Raw genomic sequence first — 25,460 nt, forward strand, 5'->3', positions numbered from 1 at the left:
GTCAGATTTAGAAGTTGATTTGGAGACCAATTGACGTCAGCTTAGCGTTAGGATAGCTGCTTTGGTCGTGGCCCATTTCTAATCGATTTGAGACATTCTGATCGTCAACACCCTTGGTGTTAACTTCAGGGTCAAGTCCTGTGTATTTGGTGAAGGTGAGAAGGTTGATACCTGACACATAAATCTGTGCCTGATCAGCCCAATTCATCCCCCAATTCTTCACGGGAAGGTTATAGGCCAGCTTAACCGATTTCAACCTGAGGTAGCTACCCATTTCGATGAAACGGTCAGAAACGTCCACTCCTGTTGCAGCACTAATTTTAGGGTACTTGGCATTCGGGTCGGGATTTTCCGCAGTCCAGTAGTTACCAATCAAGTCCCGAAACTGATTGCTGCCTCTTTGAAATGAGTTGAGGTGAGTGCCGTTGGTGGCGTTAAAGATCTGATTACCATACACTCCCTCGAAGAACACATTCAGGTCGAAGCCTTTGTAGGTAAAATGAGAATTGAGTCCGTAGAAGAAATCAGGGTTAGGGTTGCCCAGAATGGTGCGGTCAAGTGAATTAATCACTCCATCATCATTCAGGTCTTTGTACTTGATAAATCCCTGGTCAGTTAACCCATCCTCTAGATAGCCGTAAAACATTCCCAAAGGCTGCCCTACACGTGCGATGTTGGTACTTGACCAGACAGCTCCCTGACCTGCACTGAGGATATCACTTCCGCCTGCCAGGTCAATCACTTTGTTCCTGTTGAGGGAGAAACTACCAGTTACATCCCAGGTAAGATCCCGGGTAAGTATGTCTGCATTCACAGTAAATTCAAATCCCTGGTTTTGAATTTCGCCCACATTTTGCAGGATAGACCCAAACCCAACTGATGGAGGAAGCGGTACCGATGCCAGAAGATCAGTGGTATTCTTTTTATAGTAGTCTAGTGTAAACCTCAACCGGTTGTCAAGCATTCCAAAGTCTACTCCCACGTCGAGTTGTGCGGTCGTTTCCCAACGGAGGTCAGGGTTTGAAATTCCTGATGGGCTGTAACCCACAGCAAACTTCTGATCAGCATAAATAGCTCTTACCGAAGACATTCTATCCAATGATTGGTAAGGCGAAAGAGCCGTGTTTCCGGTAATACCGTAGCTCGCTCTAAGTTTCAAGTCACTCACTGCCGATACGTTACTCATAAACGCTTCCTCAGAAATTCTCCACCCAATTGCTGCAGATGGAAAAACAGCCCATTTATTATTAGTACCGAAACGAGATGATCCGTCTGTTCTCATACTGACAGTAAGCAGGTATCTGTCGTCAAAAGAGTAGTTGGCCCTTGCCAGCCACGAAGCCAGCGTCCACTCGGAAATACCTGAGCCCGGTGTGCCAATTGTTTCGGCCGCCCCCAGGTTGTAATTTCTGGTAGTATTGTTGGAAAAACCATTTACACTCACACCAAAGCTACGATTCATATCTGTTTGGTAGGTGTAACCAGCCACAACGCTTAGGTTATGAATATCACTAAAGGTTTTATTGTAACGCAGCGTATTTTCATTCAAAAATGAGCTCCTATAATAAGTAGTTTGGCTGGCGTAACCCCTGTCATTTGGAAAAATAATAGGAGAATAGTAGTCTACCAGTGTATAAGCATACTCAATACCCAAAAGGGTTTTAAAAGAAAGATCGTCAGTCAGTTTTACTTCAAAGTTCGAGTTGCCGACTACATTATTGGAGATGTTGTCTGTTTGATTTTGTGCGAAAATCATCGGATTCCTCATGTCAGCCGAGCCAAAGCTGTAGGCTTTCTCAATTTGAGTGGGCAGGCCGTTTTCGTCGTAAACTGAAAGGGTTGGAGGTGCTGAAGCAGCTGCTGAAAGCACCGTCGTTCCACGGTAACCGTTATTGTTAGGAACGGTCAATTGTTGCCGTCTTGAAATATTCAAATTCACACCAGCCTTCAACCAGTCGTTTACCTCATGATCCAGGTTTAACCTCACAGAGCCCCTTTTTGCGCCGGTGTTGATCATAATTCCCTCCTGGTCAAAGTAATTACCTGAAAGCGAATACCTTGTTCTGTTGCCGCCACCGGAAAGAGCAACTGTGTGATTTTGAATAGGTGCGGCCTGAAGGACGGCATCCTGCCAGTCGGTGCCAGGATTTTGAATTGTATTCACATCGAAGAATGGCTGCTGTCCACCATTTTTCAACCATTCGTTGGCAACTACGGCGTATTCCTGGGCGTTCATCAAATCGTACCTTTTCGTCGTAGTTTGCACACCATAAGAGCTATTGACCTCTATCTTCCCTTTTTGATCAGCACTACCTCTTTTTGAAGTAATGATCACCACACCATTGGCACCACGGGCTCCATAAATGGCCGTTGCGGAGGCGTCTTTCAAAATGTCGATGGACTCTATGTCGGCGGGGTTTAAGAAGTTGATGCCACCTGTCATAGGAAAACCGTCCACCACGTACAAAGGCTGGTTGCTGCCAATCATTGAATTACCACCTCTTATACGTACTTCAATTCTTCCACCGGGCTCGCCGGAGTTCTGCGTTACCTGCACACCTGCAGCACGAGCCTTGAGCGCTTGCTCTACGTTGAAAACCGGAACTGCCTGCAGCTCCTCGCTTTTTACCTGCGCCACGGAGCCGGTGATATCAGCTTTCTTCACTGCACCGTAGCCAATTACAACTATCTCCTGAAGCGCCTGTATATCTGCCTGCAGTGTTATGTCGATAGTGCTTCTCCCCGCAATAGACACTTCCTGGCTTTGATAGCCTACAAAAGAAACAATAAGACTTGTTGCATCATTGGGTGCCAATAAACTAAAGCCCCCATTAATATCGCTGATAGTACCGACTGCCGTTCCCTTCACCACTATCGTAGCGCCAGGCAATGGATCGCCATTCTCGTCAAATACCTTTCCTGATATCGGCACGTCAGCAGCGAAAACACTTATCACCTCTTCCACCTGATCGGAAGTGTCTTCCTTTTTACTGACATGAATGTTATAGTCTATTCGCCTGAAGTTCATTTTGGCTTTTTGGGAAACTTCTTCAAGAATGTCTCCAAGAGATTTGTCTGTGGCGCTGATCGAGACCTTTGAGTTGAGGTCTACCTGATCGCTATTATAGGTGAACTTAAAATCCGTTTTTCTTTCTACGTATTTAAAGAATTGGGATACCGTTTTGTCTTGCTGATAAACATCCAGCTTGATCTCGTATATACTCTCCTGGGCCGCAATATCTCCCGCATTGAGCAAAGAAATAAAGAACGCCTGCACAAATATTCCATATAGCATCAACCTGGACATAAGAATAATTTTCCTCAGTAGTGCATTTTTCATAATTTTAAATGTTTTAGTGAATCCGATTTTACTAAGCACCTTAACCAATACATTTAGTGGACGCCAATCAACTGGAATGAATTGATTAAGGAATGGGGGCCGGGAGTTTACTTCCGGCTCTCTCTTTTAGGGGGAGTAGGTCATTTCGTGTTTCATAGTTAATTGGTTTGTAGTTTAATGGTAATTTCTTCGTTGTCTACTGAGTAGGTGAGCTGAGAGGTATAACAGATACCCTCCAGTACTTTTTCCAGGGAGGCATTTTTGAATTCGCCGGTGTAGGTCCCCTGCAATATTTTATCAGAATCAAGCTTGATGCTTACGCCGTACCACTTCTCGAGCCGCTTGAATACTTCTTTCAGTGGGTTATTTTTAAAATAGATAATGCCATCCTTCCAGCCGAACTCCTCCTTTTCATTAAAAGTGGTTTTGTTAAGGTTCTCGGTGTCTTTGTACAACACTCCCATCATGTCAGGATACAGCACTTCCTTTTGCCCTCTGCGGCTCTTTACCTCCACCACTCCTGAAAGCACAGATACTTTTACCGACCCTGCTTCATCGTAAGAAGAAATATTGAAAGAGGTTCCCAACACTGTGGTGGTCAGTCCGCCAGCTTCGATAACAAAGGGGCGGTTTTCGTCTTTGGTCACTTCAAAAAAAGCTTCTCCTTCCAACACTACCTTTCTCTCCTTGCCCTCAAATGGCTGGAGGTACGAAAGACTGCTTCCTGCATTGAGCTTTACGATAGTGCCATCGGGCAAACCGACGGTTCGCTTCTGGCCAAGCTCGGCAGTCTTGATAACAGTAGAAGGGGCCACTTGTACAACCTCGGGCTCCTTTTCTCGGGGCACCACAAAGTAAATGGCCACGGAGGCTACAATTGCGACAACGGCAGCCACCCGGAGCAATTGTCCCCAGGCAAACCTGGTTCCGGTCTGGTCGTTGCCCAGGTCAGCCTGCGCCCGCATGATGTTCTCCAAAATGCTGGAGCTGTCTTCTTCAGAAAGAAGATGCTTGTTCTTGTAGGTGGTTGAGAGTATGATTTCTCTCGCAAGCTCAATCTCAGGTAGTTTTTTCTGGTTCTGCCTGATCCAATCCTGCCAAAACTTATCGGATTCTCTCGATGGTCTCAAGACCCAGTTCGTAAAGTACTGGTCTTGTAAAAATTGTTCGACGGTGTATTCGCTATAGTTCATTGAATGCCGATAAGTGCCCGAGCCTTACTGGTAAGCCCGCTTTGATAACCCTGGTTACAGTTATATAAAGGCAAGCACGCTCAAAATGACCATAGCATTTTTGAATATTTACACTGAAAGATAGTAAAATCAGAAATCATTCGATAAAACAGCAAAGAATGGTGGATTTATTTGCCAAAATTGCAAAATCCTACCCCTTGAAAAGGCCGAGGTAAAACAGCAGGAGTGGTAGCAAATCGGATTTGTAGGGGGTTAGAAATTCTGTCATGGCAGAAATAGCCCTGTAGAGCAGTGCTCTCGCTGACTTCACTTTACCGATCTCCATCAGGTCACTTATTTCGGCATAGCTGAGCCCTTCATAAAAATACAGCAAGATGGCTTCACGCTGAGAAACAGTGAGCGCATTAATCGATTTTTCCAGAAGCATTCGCTGATTTTCGTCCAGCTGGGTCTTTAGAAGCAGGAGCTCAGGTGAGATGCTAACAGCAAATGATCCCTGTTCCTGAATGTCATCAGTAACAAACAACTTGCTTTGCTTTTTGAGCGCTCGCACCAGCTTCCGGCGCAAAGACTTATACAGATAAAATTTGACCGAGGTAGTTGAGCCCAGGCTGGCTCTGCTTTTGATCAACTCGATAAAAAGATCCTGGATACTGTCCCTTACCAACTCGTGGTTTTTGGTAAACTGACATCCATAGTTGTAAATGTCTTTCGAATACAGGGAGTAAATTTGAGACAATGCCATCTCGCTCCCCCTCTTGAAGTCCTCCCACAAAGCACCTTCGTCAATACTACCCACCCTCTCTTTTGCTCGCAAGTCGGCGGTGCCAGAGGGGTTGAGAAAATGTGATTTCAAAGTATTGTCCTGTGTAGGTATTGAAGACATGGCTCTAAATCTGGTGAAAAAAAATGAAATCTTCAATTTGCTGATGATCCCGAAAACAGGCACCTGAAAGTCAGAAAGGCTTTACCGCCGAAAAGAATATACCAGCGAAGCTATTGTGGACAGATGTGGCTGCAAAAACTTAAAGCACCGAAAAACAATGATAAAGCATAAGCTTTTCTAATTTTAGGTTCTCTATGAAAATCAACGAAAACAAGAGCCTGCATCCCTATCATACGTTTCATCTGGATGTAAAAGCCAAATACTTCACCGAGGCCAAATCGGTTAACGAGCTAAAGGAAATTATCAGTTCAGACATCTTTAAAAGTAATTCTCATCTAATTCTTGGTGGCGGCAGCAACGTTCTGTTCACGAAAGATTTTGATGGTCTGGTGGTAAAACTTTCGTTGCCAGGGGTTCACGTTCAAGAAGAAAGTCAGGATGAGGTCGTCATTAAAGTAGGAGCTGGCGTGGTGTGGCATGAGTTGGTCATGCATTGCGTGGCGAAGGGCTGGGGAGGCATCGAAAATCTATCGCTGATCCCGGGGACGGTAGGTGCGGCGCCCATGCAAAACATCGGGGCTTATGGCGTGGAGATCAAAGATGTATTTCATAGCCTCGAAGCTTTGGAGGTTGAATCTGGCAAAACCAGAACGTTCAATAACAATGAATGTGAGTTTGGCTACCGGGAAAGCGTTTTCAAAAAGGTGCTAAAGGACAAGTTCATCATTACATCAGTCACTTTTGTGCTTCAAAAAGAGGCTAAAGTCAACACCACTTACGGTGCCATTAATGAGACGCTGGCAAGCTGGAATATCGAACAGCCCACTATAGCCGATGTGAGCAAAGCGGTCATTCACATCCGCCAATCGAAGCTTCCAAATCCTGAAGAAATTGGCAATGCAGGCAGCTTTTTCAAGAACCCAAGCATTGCAAGTAAGGCTTATGAGGCACTCAAAAGCGACTATCCAGAGATTCCAGGCTATCCTCAGGAAAACGGATCAGTGAAGGTGCCTGCCGGATGGCTGATAGAGAAAGACGGCTGGAAAGGGAAAACTATTGGGAAAATTGGTGTGCATAAAAACCAGGCCCTGGTGCTGGTTAACTATGGAGGCGGCAAAGGGGGCGATATCTGGCAGTTGGCGCAGGAAATCCAGGCTTCCGTAAAGAAGCGATTTGGTATTGAGCTGTCGGCGGAAGTAAATATTGTTTAAGGGACAGATAGGGCACTATTTACCCCATCTCTTCACAATATCTCCGTAAGCATCAATTCGTCTGTCTCTGAAGAATGGCCAAATCCGGCGGACGTCTTCAGCCCTGCCCAGGTCAACATCCAGCACCACGTTTTCCGCCAGATCCGATGGGCTCACATACAAAAACTCACCCTCCTGAGTTTGACACGATTTTGAGTTAAGTAACTGATATATAAGTAATTAAAAAATTGCTTTCGATATACAAGATTTTATAAGTATTTGATTATCTGATCCTTAGAAAAAAGGTCAGGCAGGTTCTTTTCAGCCACTGCTTGTAGTAATTGCTGTGAGATTTCAGAGGTCTTGGAGCGCAGGTAGAAGTATTGATCGGCTTGTTTGACAAGACTGACTTGCATTTTGGACAAGTGGGTTCGGATGGTTTGCTCTGTAAGTGGGGTGCCTTGTTTGGTTAGCCGAAGTTGTAAATGGTTTAGCATGCTATAGGCGATATAGCACAGGCAAATGTGACCCTGGATACGCTTATTGGTCCAGTGGAACATCGGGCGGGTTTCCAGATAGCCTTTGAAGGTACGGAAGCTATGCTCTATCTGGTATAGATGGTGGTAGTGATCCAGCACCTGTTCATGGGAGAGTCCTTTGGCGTGGTAGGCGATGGCAAGGAAGCCGTCATACTTTTCGCTTCTTTTGATTTTTTCAGTATCAACCACATACTTTTCCCCTTCGGTATTTTTGAGGTAGTAGTGATGGGCCTTCTTTTTGAGTTGCGTTGGGTTTTTGAGCAACAATTCAGCCTTACGAAGCTTTTCTTCTCTTTCTTGTCGATCTTTTTCAGCTCGCTTTTCGCTGTAGGTAGCTATGATCTTTCGCTCATTGTATTCCAGGACAGTGTAGCGAACTTTGACCGGCTCACGCTCCGAACCTACTGAAGAACTCATCCATTGATGGTGATAGTTATCCAGATCGATCAACCGGGCCTGGATGGGTTTGGGGAGTACCTTGAGCCGCTCTCCCATGATGAACTCATAGCCTTTGTCAACAGTGACTTGCAGGTTGTCAGTATTGAGCATGCCTCGGTCGGCTACCAAGACGATGTTTTCGATCTGGTATTCTTTCTTGAGGCTTTCCACCATTTCTGTGTAGGTGTATCCTTCCCACAGGTCTCCGCTATAGAGTTTGTAACCGATGGGTTGCTTGTATCTGTCAATGAGCATGGCAAAAACCACTTGTGTGCTTCCTATTTTGCCATCTTTGCTAAAGCCTTTCTGACGCAATGCTCCTTCCTGTTCTATTTCTGATTCAAAATAGAAGGTGGTCACGTCATAGAACACCACATCTAATTTCTGGTTGAACAGGTCTCTACCAGTTTGGAAAATGGTTTGCTGGATCAGTTGGCTATGGTCAGCCAGGTAGTCCAGACTCCTGTAGAGGTGTTGCAAGGACACCTGAGCCAGTCCCAGGTATTCTTCCTGGTGGAAAAAGCTACCCCGCTTGCTACAAGGATCATTGAGGCGCTCAATGAGCAGTAGTAAAACTACTTCAGTAAGAGAGAAGGTCAGCTTTTTCTTTTTGGTGATCCGCTGAAATATGCGATCAAGGCCGTAATAGTGGAGTATTTTACGGTAAACCAACAGAAAGCCGTAGTTATATCTGCCTTCTTCGCTGACCTGCTCACCGAGTAAATCCTTCAGATTTCCACCACCTAATTCATAGAGCCGCTGGCCCATTCGTTTCAGAGACTCGGGCGAAAAACTGTCTACCCGCCCCAGGCTGTAAAGCGTTTTGGTGCGTGGCTTGCCATCCTGGTCACGATAAGACTCAACGATGCGGATATAATCACCTGATGGCTTCTTGTCGATAATGATACTAGGCACTCAAAATCTGTTTGAGGCAAATCAAGCCACTATCTGAAAGAAAATCAAGCGAGTTTTCGATATACAAATTTCTGAAAAGTAGTCTAAAAAGTGCCCATACACAGCGCAATGGCACTTTTTCAATTTCAGCGTGTCAAACTCAGGAAAACTATTGGGAAAATTGGTGTGCATAAAAACCAGGCCCTGGTGCTGGTTAACTATGGAGGCGGCAAAGGGGGCGATATCTGGCAGTTGGCGCAGGAAATCCAGGCTTCCGTAAAGAAGCGATTTGGTATTGAGCTGTCGGCGGAAGTAAATATTGTTTAAGGGACAGATAGGGCACTATTTACCCCATCTCTTCACAATATCTCCGTAAGCATCAATTCGTCTGTCTCTGAAGAATGGCCAAATCCGGCGGACGTCTTCAGCCCTGCCCAGGTCAACATCCAGCACCACGTTTTCCGCCAGATCCGATGGGCTCACATACAAAAACTCACCCTGAGGGCCGGCCACAAAGCTGTGTCCCCAGAAGCGGCTGCCATTCCCTACTCCGCTAAAGTCGGGCTCAAACCCCACCCTGTTCACACTCACTACCGGTAAACCATTGGCCACAGCATGGCCTCTCTGAGAAATGATCCATGCATCCTGCTGCCGTTTTTGTTCTGCCTTGGTGTCGTGCGGATCCCAGCCGATGGCTGTAGGATAGATCAGCAGGTCAGCTCCCGCCATGGCCATCAGTCTTGCCCCTTCCGGGTACCACTGATCCCAGCACACCAGCACACCAAGCTTTCCAACAGAGGTCTCCACTGGATTGAAGCCCATGTCACCTGGTGTGAAATAAAACTTTTCGTAGTACCCCGGGTCGTCGGGAATATGCATTTTGCGGTAGGTACCGGCAATGGTACCGTCTTTTTCCAGCACCACGGCAGTGTTGTGATACAGGCCTGGGGCCCTTTTTTCAAATAGCGAAGTCACTAGCACAATGCCCAGCTCCTTGGCAATGGCTCCAAACTCCTGAGTGGAGGGGCCCGGAATACTTTCGGCCATGTCGAACCGGTTGACATCCTCCGCCTGGCAAAAGTACACGCCGGTGTGCAACTCTTGCAGCACCACCAATTCCGCCCCTCTTCTGGCACATTCCTTTATGCCGGCAATGCTCTTAGCCACATTGTCTTTTCTCACTTCGGAGCAAGACTGCTGCACATAACCAACTTTCAGTATTTTCTCTGCCATGGTTTTTCTGGTTTTGAAATTTATACAACTACACCCACAGGGTATTGCATGGTTACACAATGTAAGGAGCCATGCTGGAGGATCAAAGGCCTGCAATCGATCCCCACAATTTCGTGTTGAGGAAAGGCCCTTTGAATGATGGCCGCTGCCTTCTGATCTTTAGGCGACTGGTAAAACGGAACCAAAACGGCCCCATTGATGATCAGGTAGTTAGCGTACGTAGCAGGCAGTCTGTTGCCTTCATCGTCAAATGCCACGTCGACCATCGGCAGTGGTATCAGCTCATAAGCCATTCCATTCGAATTGGTCAGGTTTTGTAACTCTCCCTCCATTTTCTTCAACGCCTGGTAGTGCTCATCGGCGGTATCGTCGCATTTCACATACAGTATTTTATTGTCAGGCACGAGCCTCGCCAGCGTGTCAATATGTGAGTCGGTATCGTCGCCTGCCAGGTACCCGTTATTCAGCCAAAGTACTTTTTTAACTCCAAACAACTCTTTCAATTTGTCTTCCACTTCCTGCTTCGATAGGTGCGGATTTCTATTTGGAGAAAGCAGACATTCGGTGGTTGTGAGCAGCGTCCCTTCTCCATCAGATTCAAAAGAGCCTCCTTCGAAAGCCAAACCCGCATGCCGCATGGGCACTTTTCCAAAGATTCCTCTTTCGTGAAGTCGCCCGGAAATCAGGTTGTCCTTGTCGGCAGCAAACTTCAACCCCCAACCATTGAAAACAAAATCCAGCAAGACCGGCTTTCCATCCTCTTCAATGCTGATAGCGCCATGGTCTCTGGCCCAAGTATCGTTGGTCGGCAGTTCCACCAGGGTCAGATTCGCTGACGCCGAGCCGATCTGCTTTCGCACAGCCTCGCTGTCTTTGCATACTACCACCAGCTTTTGTCTTTTCAATATCTCTCTGGCGATGGCAACAAAACATGGCACCACAATATCCATGTCGTCAGCCCAATCGCTCTCGTCATGTGGCCATGTCAACTGCACTGCACTTTGGGGTTCCCATTCTGCAGGAAGGCGTCTGTTTATCATGGTGCAAATATAGATTTCTGGAAATTAAATGAAGAAGAAACTAGGGGACTCAAATAACAAATAGCAAGCACCAAATCTCAAATGAGCGGATCAAGCCGGAAATCTGGGGCATTACCCTTTAAACCCAATATCCCAAGTGGTCATAAAAAAGCAAAAGGTCCAAGCCTATCCCGGCCGGGCGAGACGCATTGAACCAGTTTTGCTTTTTTATTTGACCACAAACGAAACATTCAATCCCCAGAAATACAGATTGATCCAAATCAGCACTAAATGAAGAGCTGAAATCCCAGACGAAATGCCTGACTAGTTTGCCTAGGAAGCAACTATGTGCTATGATTTCGTTATTGGATTTTGGGGCTTATTTACCTTTTGAGATTTGAGCCTTGGGATTTCCACTAAATCATGTGCGTGACGTTGGTCAGCGTGCCTTCGTACTTCACCGCTTCCACACCAAACTTTCTGAGGAAGTCTATCCCTTCGTCGTTGGGAATACCCTTGTGTTCGGCGTACGACTTGAGGTAAATCACTTTAGAAATGCCCATGGTGTAGATAATCCTGGCGCAGGAAAGACATGGGGATAGCGTGACGTAAATGGTGGCACCGTCAACCGTTGCCTTATTCTTAACGGCGTAGAGGATGGCATTCTGCTCAGCGTGTATTGCCAATGAGCATCCACCTTTCGAATCACGAGGGCAGCCTACCTCAGGCCATTCAAGGTCGCAGTTGTGTGTGCCGGGCGGGCCATTGTAACCTATCGAAATGATCCGTGTCTCTTTGGTAAGCACGGCCCCCACATGCCGCTTGATACAGTGAGACCGCTTGGCAAGGTTCACTGCCAGCTCCATATAAATGTCGTCAAATGCGGGTTTCTCCATCAGGATGAGGTGCTTTCCAGGTTTTGAACTTTTACTGGAGGAATTTGGTTTAATTAACACTGATTGAACACCTTACATTTCTGTAAGGTCAAATCTTTTGGTTTAGGTTAGGTGGTGAAAGGAGGTACTAAGTACCTCCTTTTCATTTTAACCCTTTTCCCGTTTAGGCCTTGTAGGTAACTCTGTAAATCACTCCAGCCTTGTCGTCAGAAATAAGCAGTGAGCCATCAGGCATTACCTGCACATCTACAGGGCGTCCCCAGGCTTCCTGTTCTGCTTCATCAAGCCATCCATCTGCAAAAGTCGAGTAGTTAACAGCCTTACCATTTTCCACTTTCACCAGCCCTATCCTGTACCCGGATTTCTTACTCCTGTTCCATGAACCGTGCTGTGCAATGAATATGCTGCCCTTGTATTCTGCCGGGAACATATCGCCACTGTAAAACCTCAGCCCAAGTGGCGCTACGTGAGCACCAAGCTTTTGTGCCGGAGCAATAAAGTCAGAGCAAGGAAATTTTGAACCGAACTCCGGATCAGAAATATCGCCGCTGTGGCAGTAAGGATAGCCAAAGTGCATACCCGCCTTTGTGGCTTTGTTCAGTTCACAATCGGGCATATCGTCTCCCAGCATGTCCCTACCGTTGTCGGTGAACCACAGATTGCCTTCAGCATCCCAGGTCATGCCCACCGTGTTTCTCACCCCTCTGGCAAAAATCTCACGACCTGTTCCATCAGGATTCATTCTGGTGATGGTCGCATAAATTTCGTTCTCACTTTCGCAGATATTGCATGGAGCACCAACTGGCACATATAGTTTACCATCAGGGCCAAAGGCTATATACTTCCAGCCATGATGCTCGTCGGTTGGGTAGTCGTCATAAACAACAACCGGCTCACCAACAGCTTCAAGGTTGGCCTCCACATTTGGGTATTTCAGAAGCCGGCTGATTTCACCAACATACAAATCGCCATCTTTGAAAGCCACTCCATTGGGCGTTTTCAGGCCTGAGGCCACAACAATTGTCTTGTCTGCTTTGCCGTCCTTGTCGGTATCCTGAATAGCGTAGATTTTGTCTCCTCCTCTATTGCCCACGTATATTGTTCCGCTGGGGCTTATCGTCATGGATCTGGCGTGGTCTATCCCACTTGCATAAATAGAGATCTCAAAGCCTGCAGGCAGATTAATCTTACTAAGGCTGTCGCCATCATTAGTGGTTGCAGTATCAATGACCTCCTCTGCTGTGGCGGCCTCCTTGTTTGACTCACCGCAAGAAGAAATTGCAACTGACAACACACCTACTACAAGGTAAAAAGCTAGTCGAATTGGTTTCAATATCATGATTAGAGTTATTTTTTCAATCTGAACACATAGTTAGCCAATTTGGTTGAGAAATAACCTGAAAATTGACAAAAGGTCTTGACCAAAACTTTCGTTATTCGTCGTAAGGGCTCTAAATTTGCCGAATGATCTCAATCAATAATTTGAATTACAATATTGGCTCAAGAGTGCTGTACGAAGGGGCCAATCTGCATATAAAACCCAAGGACAAAATAGGACTCATCGGTCTTAACGGCACAGGTAAGTCCACGCTGCTTAAAATGATTGTTGGTGACCTTACAATCGACGGTGGGGACATCAGCCAAAGTAAGGACTGCACCATTGGTTTTCTTAACCAGGACCTCCTCTCCTACCAATCTGCCGAACCCATTTTGGATGTGGCCATGAAAGCTTTCGCAGAAGCTGTTGACATTCACCACAAAATCGACAAGGTGCTGGCTGAAATGGAGGCCAATTATAGCGATGACCTGGTAACGAAGCTTACCAAACTCCAGGAAAGGTTCGAGGCGCTGGACGGCTACGCTATTCAATCAAAGGCTGAAGAGATATTGGAGGGTATTGGCTTTAGCACTAAAGACCTTACCAGACCGCTGAAGGAGTTCTCCGGTGGCTGGAGAATGCGGGTGATGCTGGCAAAGCTGCTGCTTGAAAAGCCTTCCCTCCTCATGCTCGATGAACCTACCAACCACCTCGACCTTCCGTCGATTCAATGGGTGGAAAGCTACCTCAAAACGTACGAAGGTGCGGTGATAGTGGTGTCTCACGACAGGCATTTCATCAACAACACGGTAAACACCATCGTGGAGGTAAGCAATGGCAAACTCAACCTTTACGCCGGTAACTACGATTTTTACCTACAGGAGAAAGAGCTGAGAAATGAGATTCAAAAGAACGCCTTCGAAAACCAGCAGCAAAAGATAAAACAGACCGAAAAGTTCATTGAACGATTCAAAGCCAAGGCTACCAAAGCCCGCCAGGTGCAAAGCCGTGTGAAGGCCCTGGACAGAATGGATAAGATAGACGATGTGCTGGATGAAAACGCCAAAGTCAACTTCAGGTTCAACTTCAACAAACCCAGCGGGCGCCATGTCATTCAACTCACCGATGTATCGAAGAGTTACGGCGATCTTGTCATTCTCAAAAATACGAATGCTCATATAGAGCGAGGTGACAAAATCGCTTTGATTGGAGCCAACGGAAAAGGAAAGTCGACTTTGCTGCGCATCATCGCAGGCACCGACAAGGTGAATGGCAAGAGGGAGGAAGGCTACAACGTTATCAAGTCGTTCTACGCCCAGCACCAGCTGGAGGCCTTGAACATCGAGTACGAGATCCTCGAAGAAATGAAAGCTTCAGGAACAGACAAAACGGAGATGCAACTGCGAAGTGTGCTGGGTTGTTTTCTGTTTTCCGACGAGGACGTTTTTAAAAAAATAAAGGTGCTTTCCGGAGGCGAAAAGTCGAGAGTGGCGCTGGCCAAAACGTTGATTTCTGAGGCCAACTTCTTACTGCTTGATGAGCCTACCAACCACCTCGACATTCAGTCGGTCAATATCCTCATCCAGGCCCTGCAGCAGTATGAGGGAACGTTTATTGTCGTATCTCACGACCGCTACTTTGTAACGGAAATCGCCAACAAAATCTGGTACATTGAAAACAACGAAATAAAGGAGTACCCGGGCACCTACGAGGAGTACATGTGGTGGAAAGAAAAGCAAGCGGCAGCAGCCCCCACCATGCAGCCCCAGGTGAAAAAAGAGGAACCCAAGGCTAAGCCAAAGCCAGCCCCAAGCCAGACAAATAACTTATCGATGGAGGCTCAGAAAGAGCTAAAAGCCTTGCGCAAAAAACTGGATGGAATAGAAAACGAAATTCTGGAGACTGAGGTAAAGATCGAAGAAGCAGAAAAAGAGCTTGCCTCGCCCGAGGTATTCGAGTCGCCCGATGCTCTGGCGCAAAGCAATGAGAAATACCAACTGATCAAAGCGGAACTTGAAAGGCTAAATGACCAATGGGAGGAAACCGGAATAAAAATTGAAGAACTGGAGAAGCAATTGGCCTGAGTCAACCCTTCACTTTTTTCTCAATTCTTGCCACCTGTGCTTTTAGCTCTTCAAGAAGGTGCTGAAGCTCCACATTTTCTTCATGCACAAAGTCCTTAAGTCGTCTCTCCTCTTCATCGATGTCGTATTGATGGAGTTCATTCATCGTGTTTACCACAATAGCGATAAAAATATTGAGCGTAGTATACGTGGCAAGAAGTATGAACGGAACGAAAAAGAGCCAGGCATGAGGAATTTCTTGCATTACAGGCCTGGCTATGCCCGAGGCCCAGCTCTCCAGTGTCATTATCTGAAACAGTGTAAACATGGAGGCTCCAAGGTTACCAAACCACTGTGGAAACTGCTCTCCATAAAGGCTGGTGCCAATAACAGCGAAAATGTAAAAGATGATCATTACCAGCACACCTATCCAGCCAATGCTGGGAATTGATTTAAGAAGGGCCTCGATAATGATCCTCAGCTTTGGCACATTCTTCAGCAATCTGAGTGTGCGGAGTATCCTGAGCGTACGGAGAATAGACAAATTACCGGCTGATGGGATCAACGCAAGCAGCACGATGGAAAGATCAAAGATATTCCACGATTCGCCAAAGAATTTGGCCCGGTAAACCAGCAGCTTTACCAATAGCTCGACAACAAAAATTCCTAAAATAACCTCATCGAGCAGGTAAAGCCAATCTCCTGTGAAGGCCATTATGGCGGGAGATGTTTCAAGCCCAATGGTGATTGAATTCAGTACGATAAGTCCTATGATGAAATACTGAAAACGATCGCTTTCAAGAATCCTCTTTACTTTTTCCACGCTGCAAACTCTTTAATATTCAACATGCACTAAGCGGATGCAAAAGTAGTTTCAAAAACTGAATCATGAACGGATTTCTTGTAAAATACATGTTTTGTTAAAGGGAACTTCTTTTTATTTTTCGATCTGAAAAAATCTGATCAAAAATGAAGGCAACTATTATCAATTCCATCTTTCTTGCAGGACTTTTTCTTGGTTGTTCGCAATCCCAAACAGTGAGCGACGGCCCCGCATTTGCTGACCTGCCCCCCAGCGCAGTACGAACGCCCTACCCTGGCGATGAATCTCTTGTGAAAATACATGTGCTCGACATCAATGATAAGATAATAGCGGAGGGCGACTACCTGAATGGGCAAAAGGAAGGGAGCTGGACAGAATACTATCCGACGGGCGTGGTGAAAATGGTTACCAGCTATGTAAAAGGCAAAAAGCAGGGCCCGCAGGTGATTGTAGATGAAAATGGGCAGGTGACTGAAAAGGCCTATTTTTTCGATGGGCAGCTGCATGGCACCTATGTTAAATACAACAGAAAAAACATAAAGGAAGAACGTGCCTATCAGTTCGGTAAGCTGAATGGCATGCTAAGGCTCTATCACGACAATGGTAATCTGATGGAGGAGAGCCCTTATGAGAATGGCGTGAGGGAAGGCATTGCGAAATGGTACAATACCGACGGCGAGGTAACAATCGAATACCTGTACAGAAACGGGGAATGGATCAAAGACGAATGAGACCCTAGAAAGCCATTGAAACTCCGAAGTATACTCTTCGGATGGTTCTGGCTATATTTTCGAAACCGCCGGTTGTTCCCCACCAATTGGGGATACTGCTCTCCGAATAAATATTTTGGATCTTGTAGCCGGACTTTATATACACGGCATTGTTCCGACCGGCGATTTTCAAACCACCGCCGATATGCCACAAAAAGCCACCTCTTACTTTGTCGTAATTTCCCCAGTCGTTCGACCTTGCCCAGCCCAGGCCATAGCCCACGTTTGAGAAGTAAAAGGGAGTTACCCGGCTTCGATAAAGGTCACCTGTTAGGCTTAAAAACATGGGCATGATCCTGAAATCACCTGCCTGTTGATAGCCAACACCAATGCCCGGTTGCAAGAACCTATTGACTACGTAGGCATGGTTTGTCTCAAGGTACAAGTATGGAGAAACGGGATTCCATTGATTAGACTTTCCAAAATCGAGGCCGAACTCAGCTGAATGCCAAAACATTCCTTTTACCGGCATTTTGAGGGAATGGATGATTTTCGTGTTCATCACCCTGTCGGCATCCACTATGAGGGTGTCTCCCGTTGTTCGGAGAAAAACAAAGTCCCCTGCGGCATTGTATTCAAGCACTTTGCCCCGCACAACGCCTATTTTTTCTATTCTGGCCTTGTCCTTTACCTGCATCTGTGCCATAAGCTGCGCAGGCACAAAAAAATAAAAGAGACAGCCCCACAGGAGCCATCCCTTCCGGTTGAAAATGATATTTTTAGCAGTTTGATTACTCATCGGTCAGGCTACAAAGCTAACACAGGTATTGTGCTCAACAGCTCAAGCTTTCCTTCACAGTCATACTCATATTGGTACAGGCCGTCTTCTCCGATCATCATCAGTACGCCATTGAGTGGAATGACGTCAAAAGCATGCACATTGGTATAGTTGGCCACCAAATGGTCATCTATGCTGGTCAGGTCTGTTTTATCAAAAAGCTTGAGCCCAAACTCCCCTTCGCAGATAAACAGGCATTTTCCGTCTACTCCCAGTCCATGTGGATTTTGCATAGGGTAGGTCTGAAACGCCTTTGGATTTCTTAGATCAGATATATCGACAATTTCCAGCTGATTGGTGAAACCCTGACAGGCGTTGCCTGACCTTAGCGTCACATAGGCGTAGTCGCCTTCAACAACCACAGGGTCGCAGCTTTGAATGTGCTGGTACGTTGAAAGGTGCTCCGGTGCTTCCGGGTTGGCATTGTCGTAAATGTGCATACCGTTATTGGCGCCTATAAACAGCTTATCTTCATAGGGAAACAGTGTCTCTATTCCCCAGCCAATGTCTACTCTGGCACCCGACCGTGGGTCATCAAGCTGCGTGATGTCGAATAGATACAACGAACTGGCGTCGATAGTGTAAAGGAAGTCTTCATAAATGGCAAACCTGGCCATTGATCCACCTACCCCGGCAGCAGTGGTAGCCGGGGCATTGCTTGTGGAGTTGGCCATCAAAGTAGCCCCGCCAGATGAATTAAACTTCACAAAAGAGGCATCGGCAGCTTCTGCATAAAAGAATATATCGCCTCCACTATTCGAAGCGCAATCCATTTCTGTGACCTCTTCGATTGTAGCCTCTTCATATGAAGTAATAACCCCTTGCCAGGAGTCAAAATTGAATGGAAGGTTACCAAATGCCTGAAAAGCACCTTCTACCCTCTTCACCATTTTGACATCATTCACATTCGAGATGTCAAACACCAGTAAGTCGATGTAGCTGTCAGCATACAGGTAATTTCCTTTGGCGGCCATATCAAAGTTACCCGGTATGGTAACAAAAGACAGCTGACGGGGCGAAGATGGGTTCGTGTTGTCAATAATGTGAATGCCCTCACCTACTTCGTTGATAAAAAGGATGCCATCCTTGAAGTAGATCTTTCCTGGCTGGTTAACAGATTGAGGAGTGCCAAAAGCTACTGCGCTTCTAATTTCTTCCGTTGTGGTGTATACCGGCTTGAAATAGGTATACGACCTGTCTACTTCACAAGTATCGGTGCAACCAGTCGACAGAAAACCGATGACAATCAATATCACAATTGACACAACCGTGATTCTGAAAATGTCTTTAACTTCGTGGGGGTGAAATTCTGCATTCATCTGAATATAATTTTTATTAAGCGGCCAGATGGAATAGCCCAAACCCTTTGAGAATGAAAATCTCATGTTCGATGAATTTTTTCATGTCCGTTGGCAATGGAATTCGCTATGGCTATTTCATATACTAAAAAATAGGTATGATAAAAGGACACCGCTGTATGCCGATTGGTTGGAAAACTATCTCAGCTCATACCGAACGCCTGCCTGCACTCCCCATAGCCTTGGCGCACTCGCATAGCCATCAGTGTTCTTCGTCAGGCTTGTAATCGCCTGGCGGTAATACGGCTCCACAACGACTTTATAGTGGCTGTTGATGGCGTAATTAACCTCCAAACCAAGAGTCCCATTCAAATACACGCTCCTGTAAGGCGATCGGTCTCCAGATTTTGTTCTCACATCCTCAAGGTCTCTTCCTTTTATCACACTCCCGAGCAAAAACTCATTGGAAACACCGGTGTTCAAAACGATCCCGGCCCGCCTGTCCAACAGAATCACACCGACCTTTACCGGCACAGAAATGAACTCATACGTATTGGTGATTTTCGTTCTTTCCCCATCGTAGGAGTATTGTGAGGATGAAAACACATTCAGAATGTCATCACTCAATAAACTTACCTGATTCAGCGCATAACGTTTATCGTTCGATTCGTCGTTCAACACCAGGTTGGTACTTCCGTTGCTATTGTACCTTCCATATTGAAGCCCCGTGTGCACCAGAATCTTCCTGAAAATGCGTTTACCAATGCTTGCTCCAAATGAGAAAGTTCCGCCCTGTGCGTTCGACTCATTGTATGTTCTGGAAGAAGCAGCTCCAACCAGCCCATTGGCGGCGTTAAAATCATTTGTCTTTAGCTCTCCACTGTTTTCTGCTACAAGAGAGGCTTCGTCGGTGCTGGCAGAAGCAAACAAGTTGCCTCCAGACCGGAAACCATAATTAGGATTAAAAGTACCACTACCAACTCCAAGGCCAGCCAACAAAGGCTGATCTCCCAATTCCTTCTTTTTTCGCTGCATGGGACGTACCACACCATATAAGTGATTCACTTCCAGTTTCGATAAGTTACTGGCCAGCCTTTCGGAACTGAAAATGCCGGTAACAGAAGGGATAGCCACATCAAACATATTTTCTTCAGAGGTTGAAGTCTCGTCTATCGGAGTTGCCACCTGCCTGATAGCTTCACTACCACTATTACCAATTGTAGCTACCGCCAAAAAGGGCTTTGTATCTTTTTGATAAAACTCAGGCTTATCATCTTCGGTAAGTGTGGAGGTTGTAGAAGCCACTTCATTTTCCATCTTCATATCCCTAAGTTCAGGGTTTTGTGCTGCCTGAGAATTGACGACGTTCTCTTTGGTATTGCCAGCAATCTCATTCTCTACAAGTGACGAGGTTCCATTGAGCAAAAGTGCCACACCCAAACCAACGGCGACGGTTGTCATGGCGGCAGCTGCCCATCTGTAGTAAAAGATGGCCTTCCTGTACTTTCCTTCTTTTTGGGTGGCAAGCCTTGCTTCCACTCTCTCCCACACCATAGGAGACGGTGGCACGCTGGCTCCGTCAAAAGCCTGTCGCCACTGGCTTTCGAAAAATTCGTTGTTATCTGCGGCTTCCATAATTTGTACTTTCTAATTTCTCAAGTTTCTCCTGTAGCAGCTGCTTTGCTCTGGCATACTGCGACTTGGAGGTTCCCTCGGTAACACCAAGGAGCTCTGCTATTTCATGATGTTTATACCCTTCAATAGCATACAGGTTAAATATTGTCTGGCACCCCGACGGAAGATCCTGAATCATTCCCATTAAATCTTCCAGCTGAAGTCCCGCAAGCATGTCGTGATTCGCCGACGGTTGCCGTAACTCAGCCACATCTACCATCGGATACATATAAAGCTTGTTGCGCTGATGATTGAGCGCAGTGTTAATCACGATCCGCTTGATCCAATAAAATAGCGATGACTCCTTACGGAATGTTTTGATGTGGTTGAATACCTTCACAAACCCTTCCTGCAAAACATCTTCAGCTTCCTGCTGCATTTTGCAGTACCTCAAACAAATGGCATACATCTGCCCACTATACTTTTGGTATAGCTGATATTGCATGTGTCTGTCCTCTTTGGCACATCCCTCTATCAACTCTTCATCAGTAGGCATTCTGCGAGTTCTCGGTTTAGGTTTTGACTTTTATGACACTCGGTCTGAAAAAATGGTTGGAATTATGCAGATTTGTAGAAAATGAATTTAGTTGCCGTTCGTTTAGCTATCGATGAAACATCTCAACTACTTCTTACTCCTAGTCATTTCCTGCTTATTTTTCACTGGCTGCCTTCCCCTCGAGCAAGTCGCCAATACCAGCACTTCGGACGCTGTATTAGAGCTCAGCGACAGATCATACGAAGATAACATCAGGTTGGTTCGCCTTTTTCCAAATTCCGGAAAAGCCGAAGACACTATGCAGCCTCCCATTGTGCATATCAACCAAACTGCACCTCTCACACTCAAATTTGATGAAATTCTAAGTGACTTCCAGCAATACAACGCCTACATCGTTCATTGCAATTTTAATTGGGAGCGCTCAGCCCTGACCGACATGGAGTTTCTGAATGAATACAACTCCTACCCTGTCAACAACTACCAGTACTCCCAAAGCACGATTGTTCCCTACACACAATACTCGCTTGACCTCCCCAAAGTGAAAAAATCCGGGAACTATGTAGTGGTGGTATATCGGGGGACAAACAAAGCAGATATTGTGCTAAGCAGGCGGTTTATGGTATTTGAGGAAGGGGCCGATATCCAAATGGAGGTTCGGATTTCATCCAGTGTAGCCGAAAGGGAGGAAAATCATCAGGTCGAGTTCTCTGTTAGCTATGGTGGACTCACTTCTACCAATGCGTACAACGACTTTAAGGTAATGGTGCGCCAAAACAGAAGGTGGGACAACGCCATTCTCAACCTGAAACCCACGCTGGTGAGGGAAGATCAGAGATACATGGAGTACAGAAATTTCACGCTCCAGAACAATTTCAAATCGACAAGGGAATTCAGGTTCTTCGACATCCGCTCGCTAAGCTACAACGGTCGCAATGTGGGCAAAATAGAAAAAAGCCAAAATGAAATAAGGGCCCTGCTTTTAAAAGACGCCTCCCGGTTCAGCGAGCCCTACAGCAGAATGCAGGACCTTGACGGCAACTTTTTCATCGGTTCCACCGAGCCTAACACCAGTGATTTACAGACCGACTACGTGAAGGTGATGTTTTTCCTGGAAACGGAGAAAGTTGAAGCAACCGATGTGTACGTAATCGGTGGTTTTAACGACTGGCAGAAAACCCCTCAGAACAGGTTGGTCTACGATGACCTCTCGGGCATGTATACCGCATCCTTATTGTTAAAGCAGGGATTCTACAATTATATGTATTGGGCAAAAGGGAACGGCGTTGATCCCTACTTGTTTGAAGGGTACAACTTCCAGGCTGAAAATGAATATGAAGTGTTCGTTTACTTTAAAACTCCCGGGTCATTTGTAGATCGACTTGTCGGCTACCAGAGCATCATTCACAACGGCCCAAAAAACTGATCAGGTAGTAGTTTCAGCGAATTCGTATGTAACCGCTCTCTTGCTTGGATCGGCATTGGCGATGTCAAGCATGCCGAAGCCCTTGTGGCAAAACTGCCCCAACCCACAGGTGAAAATAAACTCCTGAACCACCTTAGGTGCATAAAGAACAAAAGGAAAAGTATAGCCCCTTATTTCGTATTTCAAGTCTTGATCATATAGCGGGTATATCCTGGCAAACTTCTTTTGGCTTTCCCTGATTTTATTTAAATAGTCCTCATCAGGAACCAACTGAAACTTACCAATACCGTCAATTTTCTGAGGATCTTCTCCGGCTTGCTCCATCCTTTGAATGGTTGATTCAAAAAGGAGATCAGAGAATGCATCTGTTTCTGGGGAAATGAACTTCTTAGCTTCTGCATCGTACAAAGAAGGCTGAAGCACTACGATAGGTGAAATGCAAATATACCTTGAGGCATCAGTTATTTCCGGGTGATCCTCCAGCTCCACTGCCTCGGGCGCTAGCATTAAGTTGCCAATGTCTACCTTGGGAAAGGTAAACAACACCCTGAGGAAATAGTCGATAAAATCCTTGTTATTGCTTGCTACAACAAGCGTAACTCTCCGGCTGTAAAAATGCAAACCTTGCCTGCTTATCTTTGTTTGTCCTTTAAGGCCGCTAAAATTGTAAAACGGGTAGTCGATGAACTCCTTATGACCTCCTTTTACGAGCATTCCCTTAATAAGCTGAGCTAAAAGATACTGGTGATGGAAAGGAACAAACCCTCCCTTATTTTTTACTTGAAAAACGATACGTACCCTCAATAGCGTAAAAATTATATAGAAAATAAGCCTGAACAATCAAGCTCTATTTTCCTAGTACTTAAAATGTTCATGAGAAAAACAATAAAATTAAAAAATTGTTCATCCTCGGGAATAAAAGAGCTGGTTAAACATTAAATCTGAAGTGCATGATATCGCCATCCTGCACTTCGTATTCTTTGCCCTCAATATAAATCTTACCAGCCTCTTTACAAGCATTTTCGGAGCCATATTTCTCATAGTCGGCCAATTTTATTACCTCCGCCCTGATAAATCCACGCTCAAAGTCGGTATGGATAACACCAGCCGCTTTAGGCGCCTTCCAACCTTTTTCTATGGTCCAGGCCCTTACCTCCTTCACTCCTGCTGTAAAGTACGTAATCAGATCAAGTATATTGTATGAAGCTTTAATTAGTCTATTCAATCCTGAATCTTTGAGACCATATTCCTCTAAAAAGAGTGCTCTTTCATCAAGATCTTCCAGTTCGGCTATCTGCGACTCTATAGCGGCACAAAGGATAACCACTTCGGCGCTTTCTTCTGCTACAGATGCTTTTAATTTTTCCACCCATTGGTTGCCCGCCGGCAGCGACCCCTCATCCACATTGGCTACATAAATAACCGGTTTTATGGTGAGTAGCTGCAAATCTGCCACGGCTTCTCTGCCGGCTTCGGGCATGTCAAGCACTCTGGCGTTCTTGCCAGACTCCAAATGCTTCTTATAAGCCTGCACATATCCCAGCTCAGTCCGTGCCTTGGCATCACCCGATTTGGCTATTTTCTCAAGACGCTGTATCTTTTTATCAACCGATTCCAGGTCCTTCAACTGTAGCTCAGTGTCAATCACTTCTTTGTCTTCCACCGGGTTTACCGTGCCCGACACATGCACGATGTTGTCGTCTTCGAAGCACCTCACCACATGGATGACAGCATCCACTTCCCGGATGTTGCCAAGAAATTTATTCCCCAGCCCTTCACCCTTGCTGGCACCTTTCACAAGACCCGCAATATCCACGAATTCGATAAACGTAGGGATTACTTTTTCGGGGTGAACCAACTTCTCCAGCACTTGTAGTCTTTCGTCAGGCACAGTGATCACGCCCACATTGGGCTCAATTGTACAAAACGGGTAATTGGCCGCTTCGGCCTTGGCATTCGAAAGAGCATTAAACAGTGTAGACTTGCCTACATTAGGCAGTCCCACAATCCCACATTGCAATCCCATGAAATATGATCAATTGTTACTTTTTGAATATCTGATACCCCTTAAAGCCAGCATAAACCTCAATTGTAGACACTCTTAAGATTGTGTACGTAGGGATGGCTGCTATCATTCCGGGGATACCTGCAATTGTTGCGCCGGCAAAGATAATAACAAATATTTCTAATGGATGGGCTTTTACACTTTTTGAGAAAATGAGCGGCTGCAACAAAATGTTATCGGCAGCTTGCACAATACCAAACACCGACAGAATTTTCACCACCACAATCAAAAGGTCCTGAGAAAGGCTAATATCTCCACTAGTTGAAACGCCCACCACTATACCAAAACTGGCACCCAGCATCGGGCCGAGGTAGGGAATAAGGTTCGCTACCGCTGCAAATACCGCAATTGTCAATGCGTACTTCACCCCTAGTATAGACAAGCCCAAAGATGCAATACTGAAGATGGAGGCCATCTGGAAAAGCAGCCCAATCAAATAGTTGCTCAGAAGTTTTTCAATCTTAAACATCGCTGCTATAAACACCTCAAAATACTGATTAGGTATCAGAGCAATGATTTGCCTCCTTAAAATCCCGTTCTCCAGCAAAAGAAAAAAGGTAATAAACGATACAGCCAGGAAACCAACCAAAAGCCCCCCGGTCACCGATATCAGGTTATTCAACAGCAACGTAAAGTCAACCTCCGAAAGCAACCCAAATAGGCTCTCTCTGATCGACTCAAAAAGAAAACCTTCCTGCTGAACCGTCAGCTTATTCTCAATAAGAAATTGCTCGATACTATTAAAAGGCTGGCTTACCGACGTCAGCACTGAATCGTAGCTTATTTGCGAAAGCACCTTCACCTGTTCGCTGAAAAGTGGAATAAACAGCATCACAAAGAGCGTAACCACAACAATAACTATCGAAAACGAGAAAATGATGGCAATTGGTCTTGGAATTCTGCTGTTGAGAACGTGGATCTGATGAATGGTATTGGTGAGTGGCCTAAGCAGGGTCGCTAAGACCAATGAGAAGATCAGATAAATAAATATGTTGGAGAAATACCAGCTAATAAACACCAGAAAAACCAGCATCAAAAGCAGGTAGAGCAGCATTCGTCTAACCATGTGCCTAAAGTAAAAAAAGAAAGCCCTTGTATACCAAGGGCTCGCAAAATATTGTTTG

At 45.8% G+C, this 25,460-nt stretch carries 22 protein-coding genes; 5 read left to right on the forward strand and 17 right to left on the reverse strand.

What is annotated here, in order from left to right:
* Positions 1 to 7: 7 nt before the first annotated feature.
* The 3 genes from ACMVP2_RS28470 to ACMVP2_RS28480 all read right to left on the reverse strand — a co-directional run bounded on the left by ACMVP2_RS28470 (position 8) and on the right by ACMVP2_RS28480 (position 5,419).
* Entirely contained in the window at positions 8 to 3,340 is a 3,333-nt protein-coding gene (locus ACMVP2_RS28470; protein WP_416866129.1) for a SusC/RagA family TonB-linked outer membrane protein, read from the reverse strand.
* Between the two features lie 158 nt (positions 3,341 to 3,498).
* Entirely contained in the window at positions 3,499 to 4,533 is a 1,035-nt protein-coding gene (locus ACMVP2_RS28475; protein WP_416866130.1) for a FecR family protein, read from the reverse strand.
* Between the two features lie 190 nt (positions 4,534 to 4,723).
* Entirely contained in the window at positions 4,724 to 5,419 is a 696-nt protein-coding gene (locus tag ACMVP2_RS28480; RefSeq protein WP_416866131.1) for an RNA polymerase sigma factor, read from the reverse strand.
* Between the two features lie 194 nt (positions 5,420 to 5,613).
* Here ACMVP2_RS28480 and murB point away from each other — a divergent pair, with 194 nt between their 5' ends.
* Complete coding sequence (gene murB / locus ACMVP2_RS28485; protein WP_416866132.1) at positions 5,614 to 6,630, forward strand: UDP-N-acetylmuramate dehydrogenase; 1,017 nt, start codon at positions 5,614 to 5,616, stop codon at positions 6,628 to 6,630.
* Positions 6,631 to 6,645: 15 nt separating this feature from the next.
* On the opposite strand, the gene ACMVP2_RS28490 is transcribed toward murB, so the two are convergent.
* Positions 6,646 to 6,786: a hypothetical protein gene (locus ACMVP2_RS28490; RefSeq protein WP_416866133.1), complete on the reverse strand. Its 141-nt coding sequence runs from the start codon at positions 6,784 to 6,786 to the stop codon at positions 6,646 to 6,648.
* 92 nt (positions 6,787 to 6,878) lie between these two features.
* Positions 6,879 to 8,501 (reverse strand): IS1634 family transposase, encoded by a 1,623-nt coding sequence (locus tag ACMVP2_RS28495; protein ID WP_416864706.1) that lies wholly within the window; start codon positions 8,499 to 8,501, stop codon positions 6,879 to 6,881.
* A 108-nt stretch (positions 8,502 to 8,609) separates the two neighbouring features.
* Here ACMVP2_RS28495 and ACMVP2_RS28500 point away from each other — a divergent pair, with 108 nt between their 5' ends.
* Positions 8,610 to 8,807 carry a hypothetical protein gene (locus tag ACMVP2_RS28500; protein WP_416866134.1) on the forward strand — a complete coding sequence of 66 codons (198 nt, stop codon included), beginning with the start codon at positions 8,610 to 8,612 and terminating at the stop codon, positions 8,805 to 8,807.
* 15 nt (positions 8,808 to 8,822) lie between these two features.
* On the opposite strand, the gene ACMVP2_RS28505 is transcribed toward ACMVP2_RS28500, so the two are convergent.
* The 4 genes from ACMVP2_RS28505 to ACMVP2_RS28520 form a co-directional block, all read right to left on the reverse strand.
* The gene (locus ACMVP2_RS28505; RefSeq protein ID WP_416866135.1) at positions 8,823 to 9,713 is read right to left on the reverse strand and encodes a carbon-nitrogen hydrolase; all 891 of its coding nucleotides are present in this window, start codon (positions 9,711 to 9,713) and stop codon (positions 8,823 to 8,825) included.
* Positions 9,714 to 9,733: 20 nt separating this feature from the next.
* On the reverse strand, positions 9,734 to 10,753 hold the full coding sequence (locus tag ACMVP2_RS28510) for an agmatine deiminase family protein (RefSeq protein ID WP_416866136.1): 1,020 nt from the start codon (positions 10,751 to 10,753) through the stop codon (positions 9,734 to 9,736).
* Positions 10,754 to 11,148: 395 nt separating this feature from the next.
* Positions 11,149 to 11,628: a deoxycytidylate deaminase gene (locus ACMVP2_RS28515; RefSeq protein ID WP_416866137.1), complete on the reverse strand. Its 480-nt coding sequence runs from the start codon at positions 11,626 to 11,628 to the stop codon at positions 11,149 to 11,151.
* Positions 11,629 to 11,791: 163 nt separating this feature from the next.
* Positions 11,792 to 12,967 (reverse strand): PQQ-dependent sugar dehydrogenase, encoded by a 1,176-nt coding sequence (locus ACMVP2_RS28520; RefSeq protein WP_416866138.1) that lies wholly within the window; start codon positions 12,965 to 12,967, stop codon positions 11,792 to 11,794.
* A 125-nt stretch (positions 12,968 to 13,092) separates the two neighbouring features.
* Here ACMVP2_RS28520 and ACMVP2_RS28525 point away from each other — a divergent pair, with 125 nt between their 5' ends.
* The gene (locus ACMVP2_RS28525) at positions 13,093 to 15,030 is read left to right on the forward strand and encodes an ABC-F family ATP-binding cassette domain-containing protein (protein WP_416866139.1); all 1,938 of its coding nucleotides are present in this window, start codon (positions 13,093 to 13,095) and stop codon (positions 15,028 to 15,030) included.
* 1 nt (position 15,031) lies between these two features.
* Here the strand turns inward: ACMVP2_RS28525 and ACMVP2_RS28530 are convergent, their stop codons facing one another.
* On the reverse strand, positions 15,032 to 15,832 hold the full coding sequence (locus ACMVP2_RS28530; protein ID WP_416866140.1) for an ion transporter: 801 nt from the start codon (positions 15,830 to 15,832) through the stop codon (positions 15,032 to 15,034).
* A gap of 146 nt (positions 15,833 to 15,978) precedes the next feature.
* On the opposite strand from ACMVP2_RS28530, the gene ACMVP2_RS28535 reads away from it, so the two are divergent.
* On the forward strand, positions 15,979 to 16,563 hold the full coding sequence (locus ACMVP2_RS28535; protein ID WP_416866141.1) for a toxin-antitoxin system YwqK family antitoxin: 585 nt from the start codon (positions 15,979 to 15,981) through the stop codon (positions 16,561 to 16,563).
* A gap of 4 nt (positions 16,564 to 16,567) precedes the next feature.
* On the opposite strand, the gene ACMVP2_RS28540 is transcribed toward ACMVP2_RS28535, so the two are convergent.
* From ACMVP2_RS28540 to ACMVP2_RS28555, 4 genes are all read right to left on the reverse strand, one after another.
* Positions 16,568 to 17,341 (reverse strand): hypothetical protein, encoded by a 774-nt coding sequence (locus ACMVP2_RS28540; protein WP_416866142.1) that lies wholly within the window; start codon positions 17,339 to 17,341, stop codon positions 16,568 to 16,570.
* Positions 17,342 to 17,349: 8 nt separating this feature from the next.
* Positions 17,350 to 18,699, reverse strand: coding sequence for an LVIVD repeat-containing protein (locus ACMVP2_RS28545; protein WP_416866143.1), 1,350 nt, complete (start codon positions 18,697 to 18,699; stop codon positions 17,350 to 17,352).
* 177 nt (positions 18,700 to 18,876) lie between these two features.
* Positions 18,877 to 20,313: a hypothetical protein gene (locus ACMVP2_RS28550; RefSeq protein ID WP_416866144.1), complete on the reverse strand. Its 1,437-nt coding sequence runs from the start codon at positions 20,311 to 20,313 to the stop codon at positions 18,877 to 18,879.
* Positions 20,297 to 20,848 carry an RNA polymerase sigma factor gene (locus ACMVP2_RS28555; RefSeq protein ID WP_339790723.1) on the reverse strand — a complete coding sequence of 184 codons (552 nt, stop codon included), beginning with the start codon at positions 20,846 to 20,848 and terminating at the stop codon, positions 20,297 to 20,299. The genes ACMVP2_RS28550 and ACMVP2_RS28555 overlap by 17 nt, the downstream gene beginning before the upstream one ends.
* A 112-nt stretch (positions 20,849 to 20,960) precedes the next feature.
* Between ACMVP2_RS28555 and ACMVP2_RS28560 the strand changes: the two genes are divergently transcribed.
* Positions 20,961 to 22,271 carry a DUF5103 domain-containing protein gene (locus tag ACMVP2_RS28560; protein WP_416866145.1) on the forward strand — a complete coding sequence of 437 codons (1,311 nt, stop codon included), beginning with the start codon at positions 20,961 to 20,963 and terminating at the stop codon, positions 22,269 to 22,271.
* On the opposite strand, the gene ACMVP2_RS28565 is transcribed toward ACMVP2_RS28560, so the two are convergent.
* The 3 genes from ACMVP2_RS28565 to ACMVP2_RS28575 form a co-directional block, all read right to left on the reverse strand.
* A complete protein-coding gene (locus ACMVP2_RS28565; protein WP_339790728.1) occupies positions 22,272 to 22,985 on the reverse strand; it encodes a CRISPR-associated endoribonuclease Cas6 in 714 nt (237 codons plus the stop codon). It lies immediately after the preceding gene.
* 214 nt (positions 22,986 to 23,199) lie between these two features.
* A complete protein-coding gene (gene ychF, locus ACMVP2_RS28570) occupies positions 23,200 to 24,297 on the reverse strand; it encodes a redox-regulated ATPase YchF (protein WP_339790730.1) in 1,098 nt (365 codons plus the stop codon).
* A 16-nt stretch (positions 24,298 to 24,313) separates the two neighbouring features.
* Positions 24,314 to 25,402, reverse strand: a complete 1,089-nt coding sequence (locus ACMVP2_RS28575; protein ID WP_416866146.1) for an AI-2E family transporter — start codon at positions 25,400 to 25,402, stop codon at positions 24,314 to 24,316.
* Between the last annotated feature and the right edge of the window lie 58 nt (positions 25,403 to 25,460).

Origin of the sequence: Imperialibacter sp., assembly GCF_048007035.1 — a bacterium.
GTDB lineage: Bacteria > Bacteroidota > Bacteroidia > Cytophagales > Cyclobacteriaceae > Imperialibacter.